This window comes from Streptomyces sp. SLBN-8D4 (genome assembly GCF_049739545.1).
Taxonomy (GTDB): Bacteria; Actinomycetota; Actinomycetes; order Streptomycetales; family Streptomycetaceae; genus Streptomyces; species Streptomyces canus_C.
The window spans coordinates 1-25,657 of sequence record NZ_JBMGQC010000001.1; the positions used below are offsets into that span (position 1 = coordinate 1).

Below are 25,657 nucleotides of genomic sequence, written 5' to 3' on the forward strand. Positions count from 1 at the left end.
GGTGGGGCGGGTGAAAGCGCCGGTCACAGTAGGTTTCACTCCAGTGATCGGTGCCCCGCTTCGCCATCAGACTCACTCCTCGCAGAGATCCCCGGCGCCTGCAAGCGACGCCCATGCCGGAAGGATGCCAGATCGAAACACTCGCCCCGTGTGATGAGCGTGCGGCGAGCGGTGAGCGGCTGACCGTTTAACCTGCCCGCTCTCGCTCAACTGGCCAAGTGAAGCGCTCAGTCACAGATCGGGAGACGATCTGGGCGCAGTGCCTGCACCAGCCGCAGGCGGTAACTCCGGGATGACCTGGAGCGGTGGCGGATCGTGGGCCGGGACGCGGTCGTCCTCCCCGAGGTGGTGGCCGTCGCCGACGCACTGCTGGACCCGGCCATGGCCCAGCTGGCTGGTCTGCTGGGCGAGGCGTCCCGTACAGGCGGCAGTCAGTCGGTGGGGGCAGCCTCCGGACTATCCGGCTTGCCGGGCGCAACCGTCCATCCTGAGGCATCCACTCCTTGCTGATGACGCGTTCGCCGCTTTTGCCGGTCAAGGAGCCGCGCCCGGCTTGGCTTGTACAACGGTCACTGACCGGCCGTGCACAAGCGATGGTCAGTTCCGCCAGGTAGGCCGTGTCCGCACTGAGAGGAGCGCCAGGATGCGTGAGGCGACGTGGACTGTGCACTTCACTTCGAGGGATGTCGTGGAGCCAGAGACTGCCGCGCCAGAGCTACGGGGGTTGCCAGGCGACCTGGGCGTGTGGCTGGACGAGGCGGGCCTGCCGGACGGGCTGCCATTCCTCCTGTCGCCGCGGTGGGAGTACGACGTGGTGCTGAACTCCTATTTCCGGCGGCCGCAGTTGGTGGTCGCGCCATGGAACAGCAATGCCAACCGGGCCCGGGCCTTGGCAGGGTTTTTGACATTCGTGTACCGGGCGCGGGGCGGGCGGGGGTGGCGAGAGGTCACCGAGGCTGATCATCTGGCGTATCACCAGTGGCGGCGGCGGGATGCGGCCGGGCCGCGGGTGTCGGGTGGCACGTGGAGCCAGGACGTGTCCCACGTCAACCAGTTCTATGTCTGGGCCGCCCGGCAGGGGCAGATGGGCGCGGTGCCCATCCCGCACCGGTTGTCCAGGGCCGCGCCCTGGGGCGTGCCGTCTGCCGCCCGCGTTCAGGAGACAGTTCCGGCGACCTACGCGCATGACCGGGCCGGTGAGCGCATCGAGTGGCTGCCACCGGCGTCATACCGGCTGTGGCGGGACGTGGGACTGCGGGGATACGGGCCCGACGGGCTGCCGTCGCGGCGGTTTCGGGGGCGCTGGTCGGCGCGGAACGCGGCGTTCGCCGACCTGATGGTGCGCACCGGCATGCGGCTGTCCGAGCAGGCCCACCTGACGAGGCTGGAAGTGCCCACCGGGCCTGAGGCAGGCGGCTATCAGCGGTTCTGGCTGCCGGGGGCGATCGCGAAGTACTTCTCCGCCCGCTGGATCTATGTCCCGCACAGTGTGGTGGGCGAGCTGGCGGCCTACGCGCAGCTGGATCGGGCGGAAGTGGTCAAGGACGCCAGAGCCGCCGGCGCCTACCGGCGATGGCGTCGTCCGCTGGTCATCGACGACCCGTCGCGACCGCAGCTGGCCCGGATCACCGGGAGCAGCACCCGCCGCGTGGTGAATCTGACCGAGCTCACGGCGGGGGAACGGCGCCGACTGCTGGTGGAGGGTGCAGAGGGCTTGGAGCCGGCGTTGTTCTGGCTCGGTGAGAACGGGCAGCCGCTGGCGGTGTCGACGTGGAAGAGCGTCTTCGCCGACGCCAACAAGCGCTGCCAGGCGCGCGGGGTCGCGCTGTCCTGTCATGCCCATCTGCTGCGGCACAGCTTCGCCGTGGTGACCCTGGAACAGCTGCAGCGCGGCCACATCGCAGCGCTCGGCAAGCTCAACGAAGGCCAGCGCGGCCACTACACGCGGATCTTCGGCGACCCGCTGGACTGGGTGCGCCGCCGGCTGGGCCACCGCTCCGTGGTGACGACAACCGTGTATCTGCACGCCCTGCAGGAGCTGGAGATGGAGTCATGGCGCTGGTGCCCGATACCTGGGAGGACCCGCGCGACACCCCGCTGCAGCGGCTCGGCGACGACCTGCGCGCACCGGCTGGCACGGGTGGAGTGAGCGGGTGAGCCGGCGGGGGCGGGGCAGCACCGGACCGGGCCGTACGGCAGCGCTGCCCCATGGCGCCTACACACCCGCCGCGCCCGTACAGCAAGGGGCCGACGGCACGCTGGTGGTGGCCTTCCACGGGGACGACGGCCGCCGCGCCACCTTCGACGTCTCCCGGCTGCCGCTGCCGGGATGGCACCGGGCCCTGGCCGCTGCGTTCGCCGAGCGGACCGGCCCGGCCGGAGGGCTGCGCACCCACGCCGCGGCGCGGACAGGCTGGGGGTCCCTGGTCCGCCTGATGCGGTTCCTCGGCTCACTGCCCCAACCGCCAACGGTGCCGGGCGAGCTCACGCCCGAGCATGTGACGACCTTCCACGCCCACCGGATGGCGACCTCTCCGGCCACCGCGCGCCAAGACCTCACCCGGGCCCGGCTGCTATTCACCCGGACCGGCCTGCGCGAGCAGGTCGCACCGCAGGTGATCGACCACCTTCGGCGACCCCTGCCTGCGCCCCGGACGCCGATGGCGGTCACTGGCACCGCCTCACCGGCGACAGGCGGCACCAAGCGGTTGACGAGCGGATATTCCGACGGCGAACTGGCCCGACTGATGGCTGCCCTACGGGCGGACGCCGCCCAAATCCGCGACCGCATCCGGGCCGGTGAGGACATACTGCGCCGCTACCAGAGGGACCCGCAGACCCTGGACGAGAACGACCACGCCCTGGGACGGATGCTGGAGCAGATGGCCGCCACGGGCCGGGTCCCCACACCGCCCGGTGCCCGCCCCAACCCGTTCGCTCCCGAACGCCTCGTCCTGGCCGGCCATCTGTTCCTGACGCTGCGGGACCTTCCTCCGCTGTTACTGCTCGCCGCCGCGCTGTCCGAACGCAACAGTGAGACGGTCAAGGAACTGCCCGTGGCACACCGGACGCTGGAAGACCGGGCGGTCGAGGTGGTCATCGTCAAGCGTCGGCGGGGAGCGAACCGCTGGCGGGAGACCGTCACCTGGGAGATCGGCGCCCCGGGCCGGGAACTGCACACCCCTGGAGGGTTCTACCTGCTGCTGCTGGAGCTGACCGCCCGCAGCCGTCGGCTGCGCGGCTCGCCGTCACCGCTGCTGTGGTGCGTGTGGCGCAACGGGCACGGAGCCGGGCTGGGGGTCGCCGATGACCACTGCGCGCCCTTCGAGCACTCCCTGCGGGGAACCCCGATCCTGCCCAGCGCCTGGGCCGCCGATCGGCGCCGTCCGCTGCTGGCCGATCCACAGCCCGGTCGTAACGGCGCACCGGGCCCGGGGCAAGTCCTGCCGTTGCAGGTGAGCTTCAACCGGATCAAGACCAGCATGGAGGTGCGGCGCACGAAACGGATGGGCGGCCACCTGCCCTCGGCCGCCAAGTCCAACACCATGCCTGTGCTGTTCCGCAACTACCTCAGCGGCGATCCGGTCATCGCCTCCTGGGCCGAGGAGGTCCTTGGGGAGGCGCTCGTCGACGCCGAGCAGGCAGCTCTCCTGGCCCATGAGCGAGCCGTACGGGCGGCGGGCGGACCCCGCATCCTTACCGGACCGGCCGATGCCGCAGCACTGACAAAGGCCGGGCTCGCGCCGTCCGCGGCCCGTCAGGTGGCGGACGGCGCCCTGGACACGGGCTGGAGTGCCTGCGCCGACCACGACCGCCATCCCCTTACCCAGCAGCCGTGCCAGGTCTCCTTCCTCGACTGCTTCCACTGCGGGAACTGCCTGATCACCCGGGACCATCTGCCCCGGCTGCTCGCCCTGAGCGACGCCCTGGCCCAGCGCCGCCGCGAACTGCCCGAAAAGCAGTGGTGGCAGCGCTACGGCCCGGCCTGGGTCGCCGTCCACCAGGACATCCTCACCCGCTTCACCCCGGCCGAACTCGAGCAGGCCCAGACTCACAAACCACAAGACGCGCTGCTCGACCTGGCCGAAAACCCGTGGGAGAACCCATGACCACCGCCCCGCGCAGCTGGCCCGCGTCCGTCCCACCGCCGCCCCTGGCACAGGAGAGCAACCCGTTCGTCCTCCACGGCTGCACCCTGAAGCTGGGCAGCAAGCTTCAGGAGACCTCCCGCTTCAGTGACGACGTGTGGAACCTGGGCCCGGCCATGGTCAAGAAACACGACCGCCGGTTCATCCTCGACTTCCGCCTCATCCCCGCCGCCCACCGCCACGGGGGCAAAGAACTCTGCTACGCCATGCTGTCCGGACCCGCGCCTTGCGGAGAGACACAGCCCGCAGCCGCGACCGTCCGCACCGTCTTCACCGAACTCGTCCGCTTCCTGCGCTGGGCCGCCGCCCGCAGTGGGCGACTGGAGACGCTCAGCGGCGCGGATCTGGAGGACTACCAGCGATTCCTGATCCAGTCACTCCCACGCGCCAGTGCCCGCCAAAGCGCCCGCGCAGGCGCACGCAAGTTCTGGCTCTGGCGAAGCTGCCTGTCCTCCGACGCCCTGCGGTTCGACCCCGCCCACATCGACGGATGGGGCGAGAACGCCGCGCACCGGCGGGAGAACACCACCGCCCGCATCCCCGAGGAAGTCCTGGGACCGCTGTTCGTCTGGTCCATGCGGTTCATCGACGACTTCCGCGCCGACATCCTCGCCGCCGACCGCGCCTGGCGCACCCCTGCCCCGCCGGTTGAGCCGCCCGCCTACGGCCAGGTTTCCGGGCTGGTGCGGGCCTGGCTGGACGGACACCTCACCACAGGGCAGCCGTTGCCCGGCTGGCGCGGCAAGCCCAGTCTGACAGCAATCGCCCACGTCGTCGGATGCAGCAGTATCTCTGTGAGCCGTCACCGCCGCATGATCGACGAGACCGCTGCCCTCGTCGGTATCCGCCCCCAGCCGGTCAGTGAACAGCCCATCCGCGGCCGGCTCGACGGCCAGCCCTGGATCGAGGGGATCCTGGCCGACTACAACGAACCCGACAGCCTCGCCAACCTCGCCCGCCTCCTGCAGGACGCCTGCTATATCGTCCTGGCCTTCCTCTCCGGCGCCCGCGACAGCGAACTCAAACACCTCCAACGCGGCTGCCTGGCCGTCGAACGCGATGCCGACGGCCGCCCCTACAGGTGGAAGATGCACAGCCTCGCCTTCAAAGGCGAAAGCAACCCGGCCGGCGCTCCCGCCACCTGGAGCATCGGCGAACCTGCCGCACGGGCCATCAGCGTCCTTGAGCAGCTGCAGCCGCCCGACAGCGACTACCTCTTCGCGCCTCTGCCCCACACCCCCGGCGCCCTCCCGGACGCCGTCAACCAGGTCCTGAGCAGCGGCGCCACCAACGCCCGCCTGAACCGGTACACCGCCTGGATCAACGACTACTGCCAACGCCACGAACGTAACGACTGCATTCCCGCCATCGACCAACAGCAATGGCACCTGACCAACAGGCAGTTCCGGCGCACCCTGGCCTGGTACATTGCCCGCCGCCCCGGCGGCGTCATTGCCGGAGCCCTCGCCTTCCGGCACCACTGCATCCAGGTCTTCGAAGGCTACGCCGGCACCAGCGACTCCGGATTCCGCGCCGAAGTCGAAAGCGAACAAGCCCTCGCCCGCGGCGAACACCTCATCGCCGCCATCGACGCCCATGAACACACCACACTGACCGGCCCCGCCGCCGACGAAGCCGCCCGCCGCCTCAAGGAGTTCGGAACCCGCGCCCGCTTCCACGGCACCGTCATCTCGACGAGGCACGACTACGACGGCTGATGACCCGGCACGACCCGGCCGTCTATCCCGGCCACTACGTCACCTGCGTCCACGACCACACCAAAGCTCTGTGCGAAAAAGCCCGCAACCGGCGCAGCGAAAACCTTCCCGACCACGGCGGCTGCAAGCCCCTGGCCTGCCACAACGTCGCCCTCACCAACGAAAACACCGCCGCCTGGCAACGCGGAATCAACCGCATCAACCACCGGCTCGCCTCCCGCCCACCCCTGCCCCCGCTGCTGCAGCACCAACTCCAGGCACGCCACGAAGAGATCACCGCATTCCTTCAGCGGAACAACCCCATCCCACCGGAGAGCGCGTGACCCGCCCCGCCGCCATCCCCACCGAAACCCGCGCCCGTCAAATCACAGACCAGTACCTCAACGACTGCCGCACCAACGGCAAACGCCCCAGCGTCCTCGCCCTCGCAACCCGCCTCGGCCTGAGCAACACCACCTTCCGCCGCCACTTCCCCCAACAGGCCAAAGAAATCGCAGCCCTTCGCAGCCATCCGTCCTCACCAGCGGCCCACGAAGCACAGCCAAGTCCCTACGACGTCCTCATCGCCAGGAACGCCAAACTGCGCCGTACCAACCGTGCCCTGACCGAAAACCTCCACTACGCAGCCGCCCACATCCAACGCCTTGCCCTGGACAACGCCCGTCTCCGCCAGGCCATGGAGGCCAGCCGCAACATCACTCACATCAACCAACCAGACCGACGCCGACGGCCCTGACCTCTCCCTCACCAGCCCGCCATGAAACGGTCAACGGTCAGTCCACAACCACCGCCACAACATCGCCGTCGACGTCGCCACCCGCGCCATCCTCGCCGCCGTCCTGCGCCCGGGGCCCACCCAGGCCGTCGACGCCGCCCTGCTGCTCGCCGAGATGGCCGTCCCGCACCCCGCCCGCCCCACCTGGCCCGACGCCCTGCGCCTGGCCCACAGCCCGATCCCCCAGCTGAAGCGGCTGCTCAGCCTGGACGAACGCCTTCACGGCGCGGCGGCCCGGCCGGTCGTGGTGCCCGAGACGATCGTCGTCGACCGGGGCAAGATCTACCTGTCCGCGGCGTTCACCGCCGCCTGCGAAACCCTCGGCATCAGCGTCCAGCCCACCCCGCCCCATGCCCCCGCGGCCAAAGGCATCGTCGAGCGCACCTTCGCAACGATCAACCAGCTGCTGTGCCAGCACCTGCCCGGCTACACCGGATCCGACGTCACCCGCCGCGGAGCAGACGCCGAGACCGAGGCCCGCTACAGCGTCACCCAGCTGCAGGACCTCCTCGACGAATGGCTCATCCACTACCACCACCGCCCCCACGAAGGGCTGCGCCACCCCACCCTGCCGAAAAAAGCCCTCACCCCCAACCAGATGTGGGCCGCCCTCATCGCCGTCACCGGCCACGTCCCCCTCCCCCTGACCGGCAACGACTACCTCGAACTGCTCCCGGTGCGCTGGCAGGCCATCACCCAGCGCGGCATCCGCATCGACCACCGCACCTACGACCACGACTGCCTGACCCCCTACCGCGGCCAGCCCTCACCCCGTGCCTCCCGCGGCGGCAAATGGGAGATCCACACCAACCCCCACGACGCCCGCCAGATCTACCTCCGCCTGCCCGACGGCCACCTCACGGAAATCCCCTGGATCCACCGCGACCACATCCACGCCCCCTTCAACAACGCCACCTGGCAGCACATCAAAACCACCACCACCCGCGTGAGCGGCGACCACGACACCCACGAAGCCGACCTCGCCGACGCCCTCGACCAGCTCATGCGCCGCGCCCACACCCACACCGCCACCCCCGGCGAACAACGCCTGATCACCCGAACCGCACCCCTGAAAACACCCCCCACCGACGGCCGGCACGACGACGGCCGCCACGACCCGCCCGATGTCACCCAGCAGGCCCACGGCGAGGACGAACCAGGCGACGAGGTCGACGCCTCCGTCCCCTACACCGGACTCGGCCTCTACGACCCCGCCCAGGAAGCACTCAACTGGTGACCAACCACCCGCACACCACCGCCCACCACTCCCCCAGCACGGCAGGCCAGCCTGCCCGCACCTCCGCCACATCCCCTTGGCCGCACGGCCACGAGACCGAACCGCAGTGGCCGATCACCACCTGGCAGGGCTGGCAGCACTTCGCCACCACCCCGCCCCTGACCCCGCCCCAGCCCGGCGACCCACCCCGCAGCCTTGAGGAACGCCTCGCCTACCACTCCCAGTTCGTCACCGTCCGCACCCCCGCCATCCACACCCTCGCCACCCAGGTCCGCACCCTGATGCTGCTCGGCCACCACCAGAAGACCACCGCCCGGCCCTCACTGATCGTCACCGGCCCCGCCGCCGCCGGGAAAACGACCGCACTCCTCGAGGTCGGGCGCACCTGCCACCTCGCCCACATCCGCAAACACCCGGCCCCGCCCGGGCGCGCCCACCAGCAGGCACCGGTCGCGTACCTGCTGGTGCCGCCCGGCGCCACCGCCAAGACCCTCGCCACCGAATTCGCCCGCTACCTCGGCATCCCCGTCACCACCCGCATGACCCAGACCCAGATCACCGAAGCCGTCTGCCACACCTACACCGCCGCCGGTGTCCGCCTGGTCCTCATCGACGAGATCCACCGCCTCAACCCCCGCACCACCACCGGCGCCGAAGCCACCGACCTGCTCAAGGACCTCACCGAGCGCATCAAAGCGACCTTCGTCTACACCGGCATCGACGTCGCCTCAACCCCGCTGTTCACCGGAGTCCGCGGCGCCCAACTCGCCGGCCGCGCCAGCCTCATCACCTGCGGCCCCCTGCCCGCCCGCCACGGCCACACCCGCCCCTTCACCGACCTCATCACCGACCTGGAAAACGCCCTCGACCTCACCCACCACACCCCCCACACCCTGACCCGCCACGCCACCTACCTCCACCAACGCACCGCCGGCCGCATCGGAAGCCTCGCCCGCCTCATCCGCCAAGCCGCCATCACCGCCATCTGCGACGGCACCGAACGCATCACCAAAAAGACACTCGACGCCATCCCCCTCGACCACCTCGCCGAAGAAGCAAACCGCCCCCGCACCCGCCCAGGCGCCAGAACAGGAAAACCCCGCACGTGACACACACCCCCGACGGGCCCGCAGCCGAAGAATCCGCCGCCCTCCACAAGAAGGCCTGGGACGTCCTGGTCCCCGCCCGCGCCGACTACCTGGCCGGCGTCTCACCGCACTACGACGAGATCTTCCACGACATCGCCCAGCGAACCGAACACGCAGGCAGCCTCGGCAAGACGGACATCGCCGCCCTCGTCGTCTGGAAACGGCTCTCCGCACAAACCCGCTGGGTCACAGCACTGATGTCCCTGCCCGACACCCAGGTACGAGCCGTCACCGAACGGACCGTCACCGCCGTCCGCGACACCACCCTCACCCGCAGCGAAGCCGCCCGCACCGGACGCGGCATCATCTGGGAACTGCCCGGCTTCCGCACCGGCGACGCCCTCGCCTCAGCCGTCCTGACCGCCGCAGCACCAAAGCGGATGGCCGTCTACGACCGCCGCGTCCAACACGCCCTCGACACCCTCGGCCTCACCCTCACACCCACACCCGGCCGCTACGGCCGCTACCTCCAACTCCTCGAGACCCTCCTCCACCACCGCCCCCCACACGCCGGCGACTGGACCGCACGCGACCTCGACACCGCCCTGTACTGGACCGGTACAGGCCCACCCGCACCAGCCGTGACCACACAACAACACGCTGACCAGCACAAACACACGCCAGCCCTTTAAATACCAGACGCTATCCCTGACAGCACCACACCGTTATCAAAACCCCAAAAACCCCAGGTCAGACACCCCGACACCACCACCACAACCCCAAAAAGAGCGCCCGCCCCCTTCTCATAAAACCCCCAACACCCCAGCTCACACCCACCCACCCACACCAACTACCGCACTCTCAATCACAAATGCGCACCTGCAAAGTGGCAGGCGCTTTCTTGATCGCCCGCCTGGACGGGTTCGCGCTGCGGCTCGCCGGCCGGGAGCGGCGTCTCATCGGTCTCGCCCTGATGCGGCTGGTCATCGGCTTCGCGACCATCCCGTACTGCCTCGCCGATTACTCCAACCGGCAGTTCCTGTGGGGGCCGCACGCCTACAACAGCCCTTCCACTGCGTCCGGCCAGATCCCGGGCGGCGGCTTCTCGCTGTACCTGCTCAGTGACTCGCAGGCGTGGTTTGAGCTCCTCTTCCACGCGACGATCCTCGTCTCCGCCGCGTTCATGGTTTTCGGCGGCCGCATGCTCACGGTCGTACAGGCGGTGCTGATGTGGTCACTGCACTACCGCAACCAGGACCTTCTGGAAGGCGGCGACAACCTCGCCCAGATCCTCGTGATCTTCCTGACCTTCACCGTTTCCAACGCCTACTTCGCCCCCGGCGCCAAGAAACGGCGTGAAAAGCTCCTCGCCCCCGACCGGACACCGGCCGTTTCCACCGTGCTGCACAACCTCGCCACGTACTCATCGTCTTCCAGACCGCCGTCCTGTACTTCGCGGCCGGCTACTGGAAGATCTTCGGCAAGGTCTGGCAGGACGGTGTTGCGATGTACTACATCAGCCGCGAGACCGAGTTCCACATGTCGGCCAGGTTTGCCCACGTCATGGACAACGCATATCTGGGTACGGCAGTCTCATACGCGACGATCGCCATCGAGTTGGCCTTCCCGTTTGCCCTGCTGTCGCGCGGGCCTGGCTGCGCAAGGCCAACACCCTCGCGCTGGAGGCGATGCATCTGGGCATCGCAGCCTTCATGGGCCTCGTCTGCTTCGGGCTGCTGATGATCGGCGCGGATTGCGTCTGCCTGCGTGACGAGGACTACCGGTCGCTGTGGCGAAGCCTGCAGGCAGGCCGTGCCCGGATGGCAGCCAACTGGCCGGGGGAGGCGGGACTTCGGCGCGCATTCTTAATAGGCCGCTCCACACCCCGAATGCCGGGTACACCTCTTCGGAAGGGAGTCCACGATCATGTCTGAGCCTCTGGTCGTCTTCGACGGTGCTTGTGGCTTCTGCCGCGCCACGGTGACGCGCCTCGCGCGTACCCGCAGTCTGCGCCTCGCTGGACGCCTCTTGCCGTATCAGGCCGCGGATCTGGCCTTATACGGGTTGACCGAGCAAGATGCGCGCGAGCGCATGTGGCTGGTGTACGACGGCCGGCGCCACGGCGGAGCACAGGCGTTCGCCGCGTGGTTCGCGACGGGCGGACCTCCCGCCCTGCTGATGGGCCGGACACTCACCCTGCCCGGGGTAAGGCATTCAGCTGACGCGATCTACGGACTGATCGCCCGCAATCGGCACCACATCCCCGGGCCGTGGGAGCACAAGTGCGCGATCTGACACCCGAGCCGCAGCTTTCGGCCCAACTGCCGGAAGCGCGAGCCCTGTCGCGGTTCCTCACCGCGGGCCCGGACGAGTGGCCCCGCCTCGCACCGCGCCTGACGGAAGAGGTCGGAACGGACACTCTGGAGCGGATCGTCCGCGCCACCAGCGCCCGCATCGGAGAGCTCCTCACCGTGACAGACAGTCCCGACGGGCTGATCCTTTCCGGTAGCAACGGCCAGGTACGGGCCTGGGCCCAAGCGGCACCCGACGGCGAACTCACGGCACTGCGCATCGAAGGCGCCCGCTACACGCCACCCCGGCGTCGCTGGCGTCTGCCCGCGCCCCTGGCCTGGGCGGGGTATCTGACCCTGGTCACCCTCTGGAACGTCCTGACCGTCTGGACGGCCACAGACCGCACCGCCTGGCTCGGCGACATGGCGAGCCTGGCCGCCTTCTACGTGATCGTCGAGGGATGCGGCGCGCCTGCGCAGCAACCCCGGCTGCTGCGCCGCGCGGTCGAAGCAGGCGCCATCGCGGCCCTCGCCTCCGCATGGAGGCTGCCCGGTCTGCCGACAGGACATGGCTTCCTGCGCCTCGTCGGCGGCCTCGCCCTCCTGGCGGGAGCCCTGTGGCTGGTCGCCGCCGCCCGGCGGCACCGCTGGAAGGCACCGCTGTCCCAGCCGCTGCTGTTCCCGCTGGAGGGCACGTGGTACGTCGTGCAGGGTGGCGGCCGCATGCTGAACCACCATGCTCAGGTGCCAGAGCAGCGCGGCGCCCTCGACCTGGTAGCGCTCGGCCCGCGAGGCACCCGTACTCGGCCGGGCCGTGATCTGACCGCATACGCCGCCTACGGGCGCCCTGTCCGCTCTCCCTGCGACGGCCGCGTGATCTCTGCCGCCGACACGGTCCAGGACCAGCAGCCGGGTGAAATCCGCTACCAACCGCCTTACGGCAACCACGTGTTCCTCGACACCGGCCGGGAGATCGTTAAGCTGGCGCATCTACGCCCCGGCTCGGTGACGGTGGCCAAGGGCGACATCGTCCGCGCGGGCCAACTCCTCGGCGAGGTCGGCAACACCGGCAACACCACCGAGCCGCACCTGCACATCCACGCCGAAACCGACGGCATCGGGCTGGACCTGGAGTTCACCGGAGTGCCAGGGCGACTGCACCGCGGGCGAATGATCCGCGCCTGAAGCAACACGCCCCCTCCAACACCCCCGCGATGCGCCACACCCTCCCCCAAAGACGCCCACCTGACCCTCTCGAAGGAAGCCTGCGCTCCCATGCGCCCAATTCACATACGCCGCGCTTTCGCCACCGCGGCAGCCGTGGCCGCAATGGCCGCCGCCCTCGCTCCCACAGCCCGCGCCGCCGAGCCGCCCAGCCCCGTAGCCCTCTCGACCAACCACCCCCACCACGCCCCCGCCGGGACTGACGCGGGCCGGATCCCCGCAACCACGACCCTCTAGTGCTGTGACCGGGTTGGTTCGCCGGGTTGGCGGTCGTGGCGGTTGGATGTGGGGTGTCGTCCGATCCGACCGCTGGAGGTCCGGTGGCCGAGCCTGTCCGTGTGCGCAGACTGACCGACCAGGAGGGGCAGAAGCTGCAGCAGATCGTGCGCCGGGGCAGCACCAGCACGGTGCGCTACCGGCGGGCGATGATGCTGCTGGCCTCGGCCGGCGGGAACCGGGTGCCGGTGATCGCCCAGCTGGTGCAGGCCGACGAGGACACCATCCGGGACGTGATCCATCGGTTCAACGAGATCGGCCTGGCCTGCCTGGACCCTCAATGGGCGGGAGGCCGTCCCCGCCAACTCAAGCCTGACGACGAAGACTTCGTCATCCAGACGGCCATCACCCGCCCCGCCAAGCTCGGCCAGCCCTTCACCCGCTGGTCACTGCGCAAACTCGTCGCCTACCTGCGCAAAGTCCACGGCCGAATCATCCGGATCGGCCGCGAGGCGTTACGGTGCCTGCTCGCCCGCCGCGGCATCACCTTCCAGCGCACCAAAACCTGGAAGGAGTCCCCGGACCCCGAGCGCGACACCAAGCTCGACCGCATCGAGGAGGTTCTGCACCGCTTCCCGGACCGGGTGTTCGCCTTCGACGAGTTTGGCCCGCTCGGGATCCGGCCCACCGCGGGCTCAGGCTGGGCCGAACAAGGACATCCCGACCGGCTGCCGGCCACCTACCACCGCACCCATGGAGTCCGGTATTTCCACGGCTGCTACTCGGTCGGTGACGACAGCTTGTGGGGCGTGAACCGCCGCAAGAAAGGCGCCGGGAACACGCTGGCCGCACTGAAGTCGATCCGTGCCGCCCGCCCGGACGGCGCCCCGATTTACGTGATCATGGACAATCTGTCGGCCCACAAGGGCGCCGACATCCGCCGCTGGGCGCGGAAGAACAAGGTCGAGCTGTGCTTCACCCCGACCTACGCCTCGTGGGCGAACCCGATCGAGGCGCACTTCGGGCCGCTGCGGCAGTTCACCATCGCCAACTCGAACCACCCCAACCACACCGTGCAGACCCGGACCCTGCACGCCTACCTGCGCTGGCGCAACGCCAACGCCCGCCACCCGGGCGTCCTGGCCGCCGAACGCAAGGAACGCGCCCGCATCCGCAGCGAGAAGGGCATCCGCTGGGGCGGACGCCCCGTCACCACCGCGGCCTGACCAACCCGGCGAACCAACCCGGTCACAGCACTAGGCACCCGCGACCCGGACGGTCTCGGCACCTTCCTCACTGCCGTAACCACACCCACCAGCCCCCACTACCGGCACTTCCTCACGCCGACCCAGTACGAGAGAGGCTTCGGCACCACGCCAGGCATGACACAGCCCCCCATGGCGAAGAAGGACCTTCCGGGCAAGGGGCCCGATCCCGCGCTGACGCGCCTGTACTGGGACACCAAACGCCGAGAACTGAACCGCAACCGCTCCGTCTACAACTGCGGGAAGTACTTCGGCGAGGACTACGCAACGTCAGCCGGATATGCACGCGAATGCGATGAGTATCCGATGGCATCTACCTACGAGGGAGCAGGCCACTCCGACTACGATCCCCTCGCAGAGCCGGACAACTTCAGCGTCCTTCCTGTGAAGAAGGAGGACAACGGAGCTGCCGGAATCCTGCTCGCGCAGTTCTATGACAAGAACAGACTCATCGACGGACCGGACGACTCCTTCTGGATCGAGATCACTTCGTAGGAGCCATCGGCTCAGGTACGGGGCGGCTCGGGAACCGAGCCGCCCCGCAGCAATTAGGCGTTCGGCCAGAACTGCGCGACGTAGCGCTCGACCCCGTGCACCACACCGTGCTGGGTCTGCGCAGCGGCTGCCTCACGGCCGGTGCACACCACTCGTACCGTCCACACGCCGGGCCCGTCCGACAACTCGATCGCCTCTGGCATCGGTCCTGCCGCCATCCCCCTGGCGCGCAACTTGCCCGAAGAACAAGCGATGCTAGCCAGAGCTGACTCGTCCCACTCACCGGCCGGCACTACAGGCTCCCCGTCCCAGATCTCCACCGTCAGGGACGCGGTGTGGGTGTGCCCGGCGCTGTAGAAATCAAGGCGCCCAGGGTGAGCAGCGAGGAAGGTGCCGCTCTCGAACCCCTCGGGAAACAGCACAGGAACCTGTGCGTCATCGAAGTCCTGCAAGGCCCATCCGTGGTAATCGACGTTCACTGCATGCTCCTGGCGCCTGATCAGGCTGGCCACGTCACCCACCCCTTGTTGTCGTCTGGTGCGAGGGGCTACATCATCGTCGATCTTCAGCGGCGAGATCACTACGGAACCAGCCTTTGCACGGATCAGGCGTCAGAATCTACGCAGACATGCCCTGACTCAGCTTGACTCTGTCGGGGATCTTGGAGTTTCCCGGTGCGGCAGTATGGTCAACGGGCATCCTCGGGAAGTTCCAATGACCGATGCAGCTGTCGAGGTGTCCGTTGTCCCTCCGCCCCCGTTCCGGTGAGCAAGTCCCGCCTCTGACTGCGCAGGTCGCGCGGGCGAGCAATCCGGGTGGTACGACGGCGATATGGGTGCGTGATCGGCTGGATGGCCTGTGGTGCGACGAGGACTTCGCCGACTGGTACCCGCGCGACGGGCGTCCGGGTCTCTCGCCTGCTCAGCTGGCCACGGTCTGTGTGCTGCAGTTCGTACTTGGTCTGTCGGACCGGCAGGCCGCCGAGGCGGTGCGCTGCCGCATCGATGTCAAGTACGCGCTGGCCATGGAGCTGGACGACCCTGGCTTCCATCACAGCGTGCTGGCTGACTTCCGGGACCGTCTCACCGAGGACGGCCGGGCCGACCGCCTTCTCGACCTGGCGCTGGTCCGCCTGAAGGAAGCCGGGCTGGTGCGCGAGCGCACCACGCAGCGCACCGATTCCACCCACGTCCTGGCCGCGGTGCGGGATCTGACGCGCCTGGAGCTGGTCACCGAGGTGGTCCGCGCGGCACTCGAAGAAGTCGCCGGCATCTCTCCTCACCTGCTGGACGGGCTGGTCGATGAGGACTGGGGCCGCCGCTACGGCCGTCCGGTTCGCCTGGGCAAGAACCCCACCAAGCCCAAGACCAGAATCCTCGCCACCGGCGACGATGCCGTCAGGCTACTGGAGCACCTCCACCGGCACGGAGCGGACCGTGCGTCGGGCCCTCGCGTCCAGGCCCTGCGCCAGATCATGGTGCAGAACTACCACCGCGACGCCGCGGGCCGCCTGCGCTGGCGCACCGCTGAGAAGGAAGGCGGGCCCGGGCTGCCGCCCTCCTCCCGTGCGATCGTCTCTCCCTACGACACGTCGGCCCGCTACGCACGCCACGGACACATCATCAGCTGGAACGGGTTCACCGCCCATCTGACCGAGACCTGTGCTCCCGACCGCCCCAACGTGATCACGGATGTGGCCACCACCGCGGCCACCACCCACGACAGCCAGGTCCTGCCCGACATCCACACCCGCCTCGCCCGCCGCGGACTGCTCCCCGCCGAGCACCTGGTCGACGCCGGCTACACCTCCCTGCCCCACCTGGAACAAGCCGCCCGCGAACACCAGGTCACCGTCTCCGGGCCGCTGAAGAGCAACCCCACCCGCCAGCACCGCCAAAACGAGGGCTTCGCCCGGGACGACTTCCACATCGACTACGACAAGCAGCAGGTCACCTGCCCCCAGGGCCAGGTCAGCGCGGGCTGGCACGGCCCCTACCCGACCTCCTCGCCCACCGCGGCCCCGCTGATCGTGGCCCGGTTCACCAAGAGCCAGTGCCGCCCCTGCCCGGCCCGCACCCAGTGCACCAGCACCGCCGACAACGTCCGCACAGTGGGATTTCCCCCGCGAGAGCTCCGCGCCCTGCAACTCCGCGTCCGTACTGAACAGCAGACACCCGAGTGGAAGGCCCGCTACGCGGTCCGCTCCGGAGTGGAGAGCACGGTCAACGAGTCGCCCACGGACACGGCATGCGCCGCTGCCGCTACAGAGGCCGGGGAAAGGCCCACATTCAGCACGTCCTGACGGCCATCGCCGTGAACATCGAGCGCCTCAGCGGACTGCCACCAACTGAGGAACCCCCGACACGCCGCCCACCGACTGCCTTCCAGGACTACCTCGACCAGCGTGAGATCCCCCGGCTGAAGTCCTGGCGAACCCTGGGCAGTTGACCGGTGACTCCAAGATCCCCGACAGAGTCAAGCTGAGACGCAGAAGCCACCCACAACACCCCGGCCATTCCCACTACAACCCACACAACCCCAGGTCAGCACCACACCACCGCCACCAAAGCCCATTCCCAACCAACACCCAACCCCGCAGCTCACACCCCACCCGACACACCAACTACCCACCCCCAGATCGACACCGCCAGAGAGCCAGTGTTCTGTCGGCCGCCGTCGAAAAAACTGGTCTCGTTTCGCCGCCGTCTCATCAGGGACACGGCGGGTGGTAAGGCAGTCCTGCAACGTACTGCTTCCACACGGCCCTCGTCAGAACATGACCGGTTGCGGCGCATATGCGACGGATTGCGCGAGTGGCGTCGAGAATCCACATGCGGACTACGCCTTGTTCAGCGCCCGTGGCGAGGGTCTGGCTATCGGGGCTGAACAGGAGGCTGCCCAGGAAGGATGCCTGCCCGGTGAAGGAGTGCCCGCTGCCTGAGGGGCGAAGTGGATTACTGGTGTCCCATAACTGGATCTCGCCCTCGGAGGTTCTGATGGCCAGGCTTCGGCTGTCAGGGCTGACAACTGCTTCATCGACAGCTCCGTCGGCCCGGAACGGCGTTCCGAGGGGCTTGGGTTGAGATGGACGGGTGATGTCCCACAGCCGGATGGTTCGCTCTTGCGAGCCCATCGCTAGATAGTCTCCGTTTGGCGCGAAAGCCACAGAACTTCCGTGAAGGGTGCCGCCACGCCTGACGGGGTGGGTGGGATTGCTCATGTCCCAGAGGTGGATGCCGTCTCCGCCGTCGCTCGTTGCGAGCATGCGTCCGTCAGCGCTGGGTGTCAGGGGTGCGCCGTCAAGCTCTTTCTCACGGAGAATGCCGGTTCCTGCGGACCGTGGCCAGGACGGATCGGCGATGTCCCAGATCCGGGCCCGGATGCCGTCGTCTTGGACTGCCCCGGCGGATCCGTCCTTTCCTCCCGCTCGCTCCTCGTACGTGATCAGTGTGTGTCCTTTGGAGCCGAAGGCCATGGCGGCGACATCTTGGCCTTTGGCCACGGGGATTCGGCCAAGTCGCCGGGGGTGCGACGGGTCGGTGGTGTCATACAGCCGTAGACCGCTGTCGGGGGTCTCGACCGCGAGGAGACGGCCCCGGGGCGCGAACACTGCGGCCGAGCCCGGCAGGCCCCCGCCGACGGGCCTAGGTGCGTCTGGCGTGGCGGTGTCCCAGAGCTGTACCGGCCCATCGCTGCAGACCGTCGCCATGGTCCGGCCATCGCTACTGAATCCAGCCGGGGTCAAGGCGGGGCAACCGAGAAGAGCAAGCGGCGACAGACGCCATACACGCAGAGTCACGTTGTCGTCCACGATCAGACTCCGGCCATCGGGTCCGAACGCCACGGCGATTGCTCCCTGTGAGCGGCGGCTCAGCGGCTGGCCGAGGCGCTCGGGCGTGTCAGGAACGGTGATGTCCCACAGCTGGATTCCGGTGTCTGCGATGACGGCGAGGAGCCGGCTGTCCGGGCTGTAGGCCACCGCATCGGTGGATCTCCCCCCGGGAACGCTCAGCTGACCGTTGAGGTTGGCAGCCTGGTTCTGGTTCAGCAAACGCGGATGCCGAGGCTTGCTGATGTCCGACAGCCATACTTGTCCGTAGTCGGATCCGCCGGTGGCCAGTGTCTGTCCGTCCGGGCTGAAGGCGAGTATGTCTCCATCGGTCATCCGGCCGCGGATCACTGAGAGCACGGTGGTGCGGCGGTGGTGAGAGGTGTCCCAGAGTCGCACCGTGCCATCGTCAGGATCGCGCGTGGCGAGCAGCGGCCGGCGCGGGCTGAAAGCCGCGAGATCAGCGGGCAGAGAGCGACCGAGCATCTCGGGGTGCTGGTGGTCGTGCACGTCCCACAGGGATGAGACGTGGTCGGCGCCTATGACGAGCAGGTTGCCGTCGTGGCTGAAGGCCATGTAGTTCCCTGGGGAATCTCCTGGTGGAGGGAGCGTGGCGAGCCTACGAAGATGTGACAGGTCGGCGGTGTCCCACAGGCTAACAGTCAGGTCGTAGTTCGCCACGGCCAGGACCCGTCCATCGGGGCTCATCGCCGCTTGCCAGCCTGGCAGCGCACGGCCGACAGGCTTGGGGTGCGCGAAGTGGGTCGTGTCCCAAAGGCGAATGGCATGGTTTCCGACCAGAGCCAGGATGCGGTGAGCCTTGTCGTATGCCGCTCTGCCGTTGTTCGGTAAGTAGTCGCGGGACGGCGTGTCCTTCTTCTGTTCCCGGATCTCCGTGAAAAGGGGAGCTGTGGCGTCGCCCACCAGGCTCGTGTACGTCTGTGGCGAGGGCCGCATGCGGTAGGCAGCGATGTCGAGCTGCGCCGCCAGCGCTTCGTCCTGATGGGAAGAGGGAACGTCAGCGGCGCGCAGCCGGTCCGCCTCGGCAGCGACCTGCCGGGATATCGCAGTCGTCCGCTCGCTGCGGGCCGCCGCACGCTCCTGGAGAGAGATGGCCACGGCGGCGCAGGCAACCAGGAGCAGAGCGGTCAGGGCTGCCACCAGGGAGCGCAGACGACGGGTGGTGCGCACGGCGGCCTTGCGTTCACGCTCGCGCGTGTCGAGGCTGGCCGTGAGGAACTCCTCCTCCACGGCGGTCAGTTCGCGGCGCTGTCCGGGCGTGGCGAATGCCTCCTCCGCGATGCCCAGTCGGGCTCCGCGGTACAACGCTCCCGGGTCGCGGTCCAACATCGTCCAGGCTTCAGTTGCTTCGGTGAGCCGGCGGTGGGTGCGCAGCCGATCGCGGTCGGTATTGATCCAGGCACCCAGCTGGGGCCAGCCCGTGATCAGGGCTTCGTGGGCGAGGTCGACGGTGTCGTGGTCCAGGGTGAGCAGACGAGCGCGCGCGAGACGGTCAAGGACAATGGCCGTATCGGTCGGGTCGGCGAAGTCGAACTCCGCGCGAGGGGCCGGCCGTCGGGTATCGGGGGTTCCCTCGCCCGGGGTGATCAGGCGCAGGAGAATCCGGCGGGCGAGATCGGCCTGGTCCGGGGTGAAGCGGGCATGGACGTCTTCAGCCGTGCGAGCAATCGCTCCGTGCAGTCCGCCTGCCGCTTCATAGGCTTCGAGCACAAGGGCGCGGCCTTTGCGCCGCCGCCACGTCTCCAGCAGGGCGTGCGACATCAGCGGCAGGGCGCCGGGTTCGCCCTCGACCTCGTCGAGAATCCGCTCCGTCAGAGAGCGCTCCACGATCAGTCCGGCGACCTGTGCGGGTTTGACGATGGCCTGGCGTAATTCGTCGCGGCTCATCGGCCCGGCAAGCACGGTGCCGTCCTGCAACACGGCCGTCAGAGCGGAGTGTTCGGCGCAGCGCCCTAGGAAGTCCGCGCGTACGGAGATGACCACACGCAATCGGTTCCCGGGATCAGTGGCGCTCAGTAGACGGTCGACGAACTGGTCACGCTCAGCCAGGTCTCGGCAGAGGGTGTAGAGCTCTTCGAACTGATCCACGATCAGCCACGTGTCCCCGTCGCCGTCCTTCGGGGTCAGCCGCTGTTCGTGGGTGCGCAGGGGGTGTTCGCCTGGAGTGAGGACGCGCAGCGCGGCCGGCTGTGGGGTGGTCTGGTCCGCGTTGCGGAGGCGGGGGATGAGGCCAGCGCGCAGGAGGGAGGACTTGCCGCTGCCCGAGGCGCCGAACACGGCGGTGAACCGACGGACACGGGTCAGCTCTACCAGGCGGTCGGTGAGTTCGTCGCGGCCGAAGAACAGATCGGCGTCGCCCGGCTCGAAGCGGGCCAGACCCCGGTACGGAGGCTCGGCATCCTCGTCCTCGGTTCGGGGTTCCGCCGCTACTTCAGCGGCCGCCTGCCGCCAACGCTCCTCCCACTCCTCCGGATCACCGCCGCACGCCCTCACGTAGGCCAGCACGACGGGCAGGGTCGGCAGCCGCTCACCACCAGCAGCCTGCGACAGGGTGCTCGTCCCCTGACCCGCGCGCGGCGCCATCACCCGGTAGGTCGGGCTCCCGGCCTCCGCCCGGAGTTTGCGTAACTCGGTCGCGAACCGCGCCACCGGCCCGGCGCTGGGATCGAGTGGACTCTCCGGACGTCCCGCCATCGACAGCTCACCCCTCCAGCCGCCCGCTTCCCCCGTGGACGCGGCGTTGAGGCCGGACAAGGTACGCAACCTCACGGAAGAAGCGCAATCCGAAGGTGTCTCCTTTGGCCATCGCCGAAACGCCGTGCCCGTGACCTGCAGCGAGTCCATTGTTCAGGGCGGCGAAACCGGCTGCCCATTCAATTTCCGGCCCGCTGAACTCGGTGATGCAAAGCGGTCGCCCCGGCCCAGCGTCAGTTGTCGGACGGCTCAACGGAATCCGGCACAGCGTCGTGTCCAGGCGGCCCACCACTCGAATGAAGCATTGAAGGAGCAAGTGTTCATGACCGAGAGCGAACAGACGCCGCCGTACCCGCAGGGCGGCGCGGGGGTCTTCGACATCGACCCCGACCAGACCGGCGTCAGCCAGGACCCCGCCCACGAGGTCACCTCCGACCTCGACGCACTCCCCGACGACATGGAGCTCTGAGATCTGCAATGGGAACCGCGAACGCAATGATCGCCGCCGCCCGTAAGCTGCTGGGCACCACCGAGCACCCGCCGGGCTCGAACCACAACCTCATCACCTCGTGGTACGGCTTCTCCGGCCCGTGGTGCGACATGTCCATCAGCTACGAGGCCGCCCACTCCGACAACCTCAAGGCCGTGATGGGCAAGTACGCCCTCACCACCGCCCACGCCCGCGCCTTCCAGAACCACGGCCGCTGGCACTACGGCCTCGGCGGCATCCGCCCCGGCGACGTCGTCTTCTTCGACTTCTCCGGCGGCCGCTCCATCAGCGGCATCGACCACGTCGGCCTGGTGGAGGCCATCCACTCCAACGGCACCATCACCACCCTGGAGGGCAACACCTCCGACGCCTTCCGCCGCCGGGTCCGCGGCCGCGCCTGCGTGGTCGGCTACGGCCGCCCCGCCTACGACGGCGCGGCCCCGATGCCGAGCCACGACGGCATCCTGCGCAAAGGCTCCACCGGCAAGGCCATCAAGACCCTGCAGCAGAACCTGAACACCGTGCAGAAGGCCGGCCTCACCGTCGACGGCCAGTTCGGGTCCGCCACCGACCAGGCACTGCGCACTTTCCAGTCGAAGCACAAGCTGACCGTGGACGGCGAGTACGGCCCGCGCACCGCCGCCGTGATGAAGGCCGCCCTCGCCGGCCGCACCGGCGTCATCAAGCCCAAGGCTCTCGTCGCCGCTCCCGCACCGCTCGCCGTGGACGGCCAGTTCGGGCCCGCCACCTGCGCCGCCCTGCAGCGCGCCCTCAACAGCAAGACGGGGGCCGGGCTGGACATCGACGGCGCCTTCGGGCCGCTGACCGTCAAGGCCCTGCAGAGCTACCTGCAGGTCACCGCCGACGGCGTCACCGGACCCGACACCGTCACCGCCCTCAACAAGCACCTCGGCCTTACGCCTCAGGACACCTGGGACACCGGCACCACCGCCCAGCTCCAGAAGGCCCTCAACGCCAGCACCTTCTGACCGAGCCCAGACGGCACCACATCCATCAACCCAAGGAGATCTCATGCGCCTTGCCAGGTACGCCGCCATCGCGGTCACCACAGTCATGCTCAGTTGGGGCGTCATCGCCGCAGCTCCCGCGCCCGCCGTCCAGGGCCCGGTCAGCAGCCTCTCCGCGTCCTCCTGCAATGGGCCGCTGCACACCTACCGTGACGCCGGCTACCGGGGCGGCTGGAAGAGGTTCTGCTCCTCCGACAAGGACCTGTCCAACAACAAGTTCGACAATGGGGCGAAGGTGGACGAGCAGATCACCTCGGTGAAGAACACCGGCGGATGCTACTGGAGCCTCTTCCGCAAGAAGAACTTCCACGGCGTGAGCACGCGCTCCTACCCGCACACCAAGGACCCGAACCTGAGCAACGACGCAGTCGGAAACGACGCGGCCCGCTCGCTCAGGCAGGAGTGCTGAGCCACCGCAACAGTGCGACCCGCGGGTGCCCCGCCGTCACGTGCGGCGGGGCACCGCTCTCTTCAACGCCCCAGGAGGCCAGCCATGCGTCACCGCCGCATCGCCGCTCTCGCCGCCGTACTTGCTGCCGCCGTTCTCGCGCTGGCCTGCTTGCATCAGCTCCCCACCGCGTCGGGCAGCCGCCGCCCGCTTTCCCCGACCGTGCCCGCAGCCGACCAGGAGGCGAAATCCCTACTCCTCCCCGTCGACGACTACACCCTCGACACACCGCAGACGACATTGATCCTTTCCGCGGAGGACCAGCTCACCGCCGCGTGCATGGCACGCCTGCACCTGACGTGGCCCCAACTGACGCGCCACCCATCGCCGTTCACCCCGAACAGACTGCGGTACGGCCCCATCGAGCCCCAAGTCGCCGAGCGATACGGATATCACGAGCTTCCCGACCCCGACCTGTCCCGGCGCGAGCAACAGAGCGCCGAACGCGACGCCGGGCTCAGCCCCCGCCAACGAGCCGCCGCTTACGGCACCCCGCACCGGCCGGGTTGCCGTTCCCAGGCCCACACACGTCTGCTGGCACAGGTGCCGGACGCCCCCTGGGGCCTGCTCAACCAGATCACCACCACCAGCTACGACCTCGCACGCCAGTCGCCCGCAGTCACCACCGCCGGCAGTCGCTGGAGCACCTGCATGCGCCGGCGTGGTCTCCACTATGCCGACCCGGCAACCGCAGCCGACGATCCCCGATGGAACACCAGGTTTGCGAGCCATGCCGAAATCGCCACCGCCCAGGCCGACGTCGCGTGCAAACAGCTCACCGGCTTGGTACGGACCTGGTGGCGGACCGAGACCGCGCTGCAGAACGAAGCCATTGCCCGGCACGCCCGCCAGTTCCGCGCCATCGCCGCCGCCCGCAACCAGTACCTGACCCGAGCCAGGCAAGTCCTCACCATCACGTCGACAGCTGACACAGCCGCGCTCTTCCGAGACCCGGCTCTCCCTTCCACTCAAGGAGCCAACCAGTATGAACACGTACAAGAACACGGGTGAGGTACTCGACTTCGAGGAGTACGTCCGCACGCGGCAGGACGCTCTGCTGCGCAGCGCCCGGCGCCTGGTCGGCGACCCACTCGAGGCCCAGGATCTGCTGCAGACCGCGCGGCCGGACGGGATGGGCTGGTGCGGTGTGCGGGTGGCGGCCGGCCTGGCCGCGCACCCACACCATGACCATCGTGTGCAGATCGCGAACGCCAAATGTGCATTCCATTACGTTTCACCCATATTGCTGTGACTTTTGGATGTGTCGTCCATTTCTGCGGCGAACGCACCACGTTGATGACACGCCAGATGCCCGACCGGTGTGCGCCTTGACTGGTTGCCTCCCCTCGCCAGCGGGCGCCACCCCACCCACCAACGGACCGTCACCCGAAAGTGAGTAACAGCCTTCGGCCTCTGTGCCGGTGTCGACGCCGGTCCTGCCAGCGGCCGGGCCACACAGCCGGCTTGTTGCTGTGTTGGTCGGAATAGACGATGAGCCGCCGATGACGCCGTCGGCGTGACATCCCCCGACAGCCGCAACCACACCAGGCCGTCTGAGGATCTCCCCCTGCACATCCACCCGCTGCTGGAGGAGACCGACGTGAGCATCGCCCTTGACCACCACACGCCGCAGACCTTCGTCGACCCCTACGCCGGCGACCCGGCGGAAAGCGCCTGGCCCCCGGCCGCCGGGCAGGACACCAACTGCCTGCTGCCGCCGCCCAACCCCGCCGAGCGCCTCAGCATCCCCATCAGCCCCCGCGACCAGCGCCGCCTGGCCCTGCACGCCGCACTGACCGTCGCCGGCATCCCGCCCCGGCCCGAAGACCGAGACGCCATCGACCAGCTCAGCACCCTGTCCCCCAGCATCGACACCGCGCTGCAGCGCTGGCTGAGCCACACGTCGTGAAGCGGAGAGAACTGTCCGGCCGATCATTGCTTGAGCGGTGTCGGCCCTGATGACCTCTCGCCTGACACACCGGGCTGGCTTGGGCTCACCCCTGGTACAGGTCGATGTGGTTGCCGCCGGGGTCCTGCTCCGTCGACGACCGTGGCTTCCACGGCCTGTCGACCGGTGCTTCGATCTCCACGGCGCCGGCGGCGAGCGCACGCGCATGCGCGGCGTCGATGTCCTCGACACTCAGGCCGAACTAGGCCGGGCCGCCAGGCCACGGGTGTGACCCGGGGCTGGCCACCGTCAAGAGGAAGAAGTCGTCGTCCGGGTATGAGCCGAACTGGAACGAGCTGATCTCCTCGTCGTAGGCGGCGTCGAAAGCATCGCGGTAGAACGCGACCGACGCAGACAGATCATCGGCCACGATCGTGACTTGGCTGATACGGCGAGTCTTCACGGGCAGCCCCTTCTCCAGGTAGCGATCTACGGTCTCTATGAGCTTCGTCAGCGAGTCGGCTCTGGCTTGCAGGCGTTCACGGTGCTCGGCAAGCACAGCGTCGATGCCGCGTTCGCCCAGCGCGCGCATGACCTCGAAGGGAACCTGGAGACGGCGCAACGTCGCGTACAGACGCGCCTCGTCAACCTGGTCAGACCGGTACCGTCGGTATCCGGTCTCGGGGTCGACGTAGGCGGGTTTCAGTAGCCCGACGTCGTCATAATGCCGCAACGCAGTGATCGACAGACCGGTGACCAGCGAAAAGCTCCCGATGCTCAGCACGGGACCATTCTGCGAGTC

The 25,657-nt window shown here is 68.6% G+C and carries 25 protein-coding genes; 21 read left to right on the plus strand and 4 right to left on the minus strand.

Annotated elements, in window-relative coordinates; genetic code table 11:
• Positions 1–643 precede the first annotated feature (643 nt).
• The 13 genes from RKD20_RS00005 to RKD20_RS00065 all read left to right on the plus strand — a co-directional run bounded on the left by RKD20_RS00005 (position 644) and on the right by RKD20_RS00065 (position 14,457).
• Positions 644–2,149, plus strand: a complete 1,506-nt coding sequence (locus tag RKD20_RS00005; RefSeq protein ID WP_424875755.1) for an integrase — start codon at positions 644–646, stop codon at positions 2,147–2,149.
• Between the two features lie 4 nt (positions 2,150–2,153).
• Complete coding sequence (locus RKD20_RS00010; protein ID WP_424875756.1) at positions 2,154–4,109, plus strand: hypothetical protein; 1,956 nt, start codon at positions 2,154–2,156, stop codon at positions 4,107–4,109.
• Positions 4,106–5,866 (plus strand): hypothetical protein, encoded by a 1,761-nt coding sequence (locus tag RKD20_RS00015; protein WP_424875757.1) that lies wholly within the window; start codon positions 4,106–4,108, stop codon positions 5,864–5,866. The genes RKD20_RS00010 and RKD20_RS00015 overlap by 4 nt, the downstream gene beginning before the upstream one ends.
• On the plus strand, positions 5,866–6,189 hold the full coding sequence (locus RKD20_RS00020) for a hypothetical protein (protein WP_424875758.1): 324 nt from the start codon (positions 5,866–5,868) through the stop codon (positions 6,187–6,189). The genes RKD20_RS00015 and RKD20_RS00020 overlap by 1 nt, the downstream gene beginning before the upstream one ends.
• The gene (locus tag RKD20_RS00025) at positions 6,186–6,602 is read left to right on the plus strand and encodes a hypothetical protein (RefSeq protein ID WP_424875759.1); all 417 of its coding nucleotides are present in this window, start codon (positions 6,186–6,188) and stop codon (positions 6,600–6,602) included. The genes RKD20_RS00020 and RKD20_RS00025 overlap by 4 nt, the downstream gene beginning before the upstream one ends.
• A 154-nt stretch (positions 6,603–6,756) precedes the next feature.
• The gene (locus RKD20_RS00030; RefSeq protein WP_424875760.1) at positions 6,757–7,878 is read left to right on the plus strand and encodes a hypothetical protein; all 1,122 of its coding nucleotides are present in this window, start codon (positions 6,757–6,759) and stop codon (positions 7,876–7,878) included.
• 113 nt (positions 7,879–7,991) lie between these two features.
• Complete coding sequence (locus tag RKD20_RS00035; RefSeq protein WP_424883100.1) at positions 7,992–8,987, plus strand: TniB family NTP-binding protein; 996 nt, start codon at positions 7,992–7,994, stop codon at positions 8,985–8,987.
• A complete protein-coding gene (locus tag RKD20_RS00040) occupies positions 8,984–9,658 on the plus strand; it encodes a hypothetical protein (RefSeq protein ID WP_424875761.1) in 675 nt (224 codons plus the stop codon). The genes RKD20_RS00035 and RKD20_RS00040 overlap by 4 nt, the downstream gene beginning before the upstream one ends.
• Positions 9,659–9,867: 209 nt before the next feature.
• Complete coding sequence (locus RKD20_RS00045) at positions 9,868–10,737, plus strand: hypothetical protein (protein ID WP_424875762.1); 870 nt, start codon at positions 9,868–9,870, stop codon at positions 10,735–10,737.
• Positions 10,738–10,892: 155 nt separating this feature from the next.
• Positions 10,893–11,261: a thiol-disulfide oxidoreductase DCC family protein gene (locus tag RKD20_RS00050; RefSeq protein WP_424875763.1), complete on the plus strand. Its 369-nt coding sequence runs from the start codon at positions 10,893–10,895 to the stop codon at positions 11,259–11,261.
• Positions 11,249–12,442, plus strand: coding sequence for a M23 family metallopeptidase (locus tag RKD20_RS00055; RefSeq protein WP_424875764.1), 1,194 nt, complete (start codon positions 11,249–11,251; stop codon positions 12,440–12,442). Before RKD20_RS00050 ends, RKD20_RS00055 begins: the two co-directional genes overlap by 13 nt.
• A gap of 359 nt (positions 12,443–12,801) precedes the next feature.
• Positions 12,802–13,923 carry an IS630 family transposase gene (locus RKD20_RS00060; protein WP_424875765.1) on the plus strand — a complete coding sequence of 374 codons (1,122 nt, stop codon included), beginning with the start codon at positions 12,802–12,804 and terminating at the stop codon, positions 13,921–13,923.
• Between the two features lie 171 nt (positions 13,924–14,094).
• Complete coding sequence (locus RKD20_RS00065) at positions 14,095–14,457, plus strand: NucA/NucB deoxyribonuclease domain-containing protein (RefSeq protein ID WP_424875766.1); 363 nt, start codon at positions 14,095–14,097, stop codon at positions 14,455–14,457.
• Between the two features lie 53 nt (positions 14,458–14,510).
• Here the strand turns inward: RKD20_RS00065 and RKD20_RS00070 are convergent, their stop codons facing one another.
• Complete coding sequence (locus RKD20_RS00070; RefSeq protein ID WP_424875767.1) at positions 14,511–14,969, minus strand: hypothetical protein; 459 nt, start codon at positions 14,967–14,969, stop codon at positions 14,511–14,513.
• 323 nt (positions 14,970–15,292) lie between these two features.
• On the opposite strand from RKD20_RS00070, the gene RKD20_RS00075 reads away from it, so the two are divergent.
• On the plus strand, positions 15,293–16,759 hold the full coding sequence (locus tag RKD20_RS00075; protein ID WP_424875768.1) for an IS1182 family transposase: 1,467 nt from the start codon (positions 15,293–15,295) through the stop codon (positions 16,757–16,759).
• Positions 16,705–16,905, plus strand: a complete 201-nt coding sequence (locus RKD20_RS00080; RefSeq protein WP_424875769.1) for a hypothetical protein — start codon at positions 16,705–16,707, stop codon at positions 16,903–16,905. Before RKD20_RS00075 ends, RKD20_RS00080 begins: the two co-directional genes overlap by 55 nt.
• Before the next feature lie 262 nt (positions 16,906–17,167).
• Here the strand turns inward: RKD20_RS00080 and RKD20_RS00085 are convergent, their stop codons facing one another.
• Positions 17,168–21,076 (minus strand): helix-turn-helix domain-containing protein, encoded by a 3,909-nt coding sequence (locus tag RKD20_RS00085; protein ID WP_424875770.1) that lies wholly within the window; start codon positions 21,074–21,076, stop codon positions 17,168–17,170.
• A 247-nt stretch (positions 21,077–21,323) separates the two neighbouring features.
• Between RKD20_RS00085 and RKD20_RS00090 the strand changes: the two genes are divergently transcribed.
• The 6 genes from RKD20_RS00090 to RKD20_RS00115 all read left to right on the plus strand — a co-directional run bounded on the left by RKD20_RS00090 (position 21,324) and on the right by RKD20_RS00115 (position 24,876).
• The gene (locus RKD20_RS00090; protein ID WP_424875771.1) at positions 21,324–21,470 is read left to right on the plus strand and encodes a hypothetical protein; all 147 of its coding nucleotides are present in this window, start codon (positions 21,324–21,326) and stop codon (positions 21,468–21,470) included.
• 8 nt (positions 21,471–21,478) lie between these two features.
• Positions 21,479–22,480: a peptidoglycan-binding protein gene (locus RKD20_RS00095; protein WP_424875772.1), complete on the plus strand. Its 1,002-nt coding sequence runs from the start codon at positions 21,479–21,481 to the stop codon at positions 22,478–22,480.
• Positions 22,481–22,523: 43 nt separating this feature from the next.
• Complete coding sequence (locus tag RKD20_RS00100) at positions 22,524–22,928, plus strand: hypothetical protein (RefSeq protein WP_424875773.1); 405 nt, start codon at positions 22,524–22,526, stop codon at positions 22,926–22,928.
• Positions 22,929–23,012: 84 nt separating this feature from the next.
• Positions 23,013–23,978, plus strand: a complete 966-nt coding sequence (locus tag RKD20_RS00105) for a hypothetical protein (protein ID WP_424875774.1) — start codon at positions 23,013–23,015, stop codon at positions 23,976–23,978.
• A complete protein-coding gene (locus RKD20_RS00110) occupies positions 23,953–24,219 on the plus strand; it encodes a hypothetical protein (RefSeq protein WP_424883496.1) in 267 nt (88 codons plus the stop codon). The genes RKD20_RS00105 and RKD20_RS00110 overlap by 26 nt, the downstream gene beginning before the upstream one ends.
• Before the next feature lie 348 nt (positions 24,220–24,567).
• A complete protein-coding gene (locus tag RKD20_RS00115; protein ID WP_424875775.1) occupies positions 24,568–24,876 on the plus strand; it encodes a hypothetical protein in 309 nt (102 codons plus the stop codon).
• An 85-nt stretch (positions 24,877–24,961) separates the two neighbouring features.
• Here RKD20_RS00115 and RKD20_RS00120 read toward each other — a convergent pair whose 3' ends face one another.
• Both RKD20_RS00120 and RKD20_RS00125 read right to left on the minus strand, forming a co-directional pair.
• Entirely contained in the window at positions 24,962–25,111 is a 150-nt protein-coding gene (locus RKD20_RS00120; RefSeq protein ID WP_424883101.1) for a VOC family protein, read from the minus strand.
• Positions 25,112–25,117: 6 nt separating this feature from the next.
• A complete protein-coding gene (locus tag RKD20_RS00125) occupies positions 25,118–25,639 on the minus strand; it encodes a MerR family transcriptional regulator (RefSeq protein WP_424875776.1) in 522 nt (173 codons plus the stop codon).
• Positions 25,640–25,657 lie beyond the last annotated feature (18 nt).

Coding starts and splice junctions, on each gene's coding strand:
- RKD20_RS00030 (WP_424875760.1), top strand. CDS start 6,757: ATGGCCGTCCCGCACCCCGCCCGCCCCACCTGGCCCGACGCCCTGCGC.
- RKD20_RS00110 (WP_424883496.1), top strand. CDS start 23,953: ATGAACACGTACAAGAACACGGGTGAGGTACTCGACTTCGAGGAGTAC.
- RKD20_RS00095 (WP_424875772.1), top strand. CDS start 21,479: ATGGGAACCGCGAACGCAATGATCGCCGCCGCCCGTAAGCTGCTGGGC.
- RKD20_RS00005 (WP_424875755.1), top strand. CDS start 644: ATGCGTGAGGCGACGTGGACTGTGCACTTCACTTCGAGGGATGTCGTG.
- RKD20_RS00020 (WP_424875758.1), top strand. CDS start 5,866: ATGACCCGGCACGACCCGGCCGTCTATCCCGGCCACTACGTCACCTGC.
- RKD20_RS00090 (WP_424875771.1), top strand. CDS start 21,324: ATGACCGAGAGCGAACAGACGCCGCCGTACCCGCAGGGCGGCGCGGGG.
- RKD20_RS00065 (WP_424875766.1), top strand. CDS start 14,095: ATGGCGAAGAAGGACCTTCCGGGCAAGGGGCCCGATCCCGCGCTGACG.
- RKD20_RS00100 (WP_424875773.1), top strand. CDS start 22,524: ATGCGCCTTGCCAGGTACGCCGCCATCGCGGTCACCACAGTCATGCTC.
- RKD20_RS00015 (WP_424875757.1), top strand. CDS start 4,106: ATGACCACCGCCCCGCGCAGCTGGCCCGCGTCCGTCCCACCGCCGCCC.
- RKD20_RS00050 (WP_424875763.1), top strand. CDS start 10,893: ATGTCTGAGCCTCTGGTCGTCTTCGACGGTGCTTGTGGCTTCTGCCGC.
- RKD20_RS00105 (WP_424875774.1), top strand. CDS start 23,013: ATGCGTCACCGCCGCATCGCCGCTCTCGCCGCCGTACTTGCTGCCGCC.
- RKD20_RS00080 (WP_424875769.1), top strand. CDS start 16,705: ATGCGCCGCTGCCGCTACAGAGGCCGGGGAAAGGCCCACATTCAGCAC.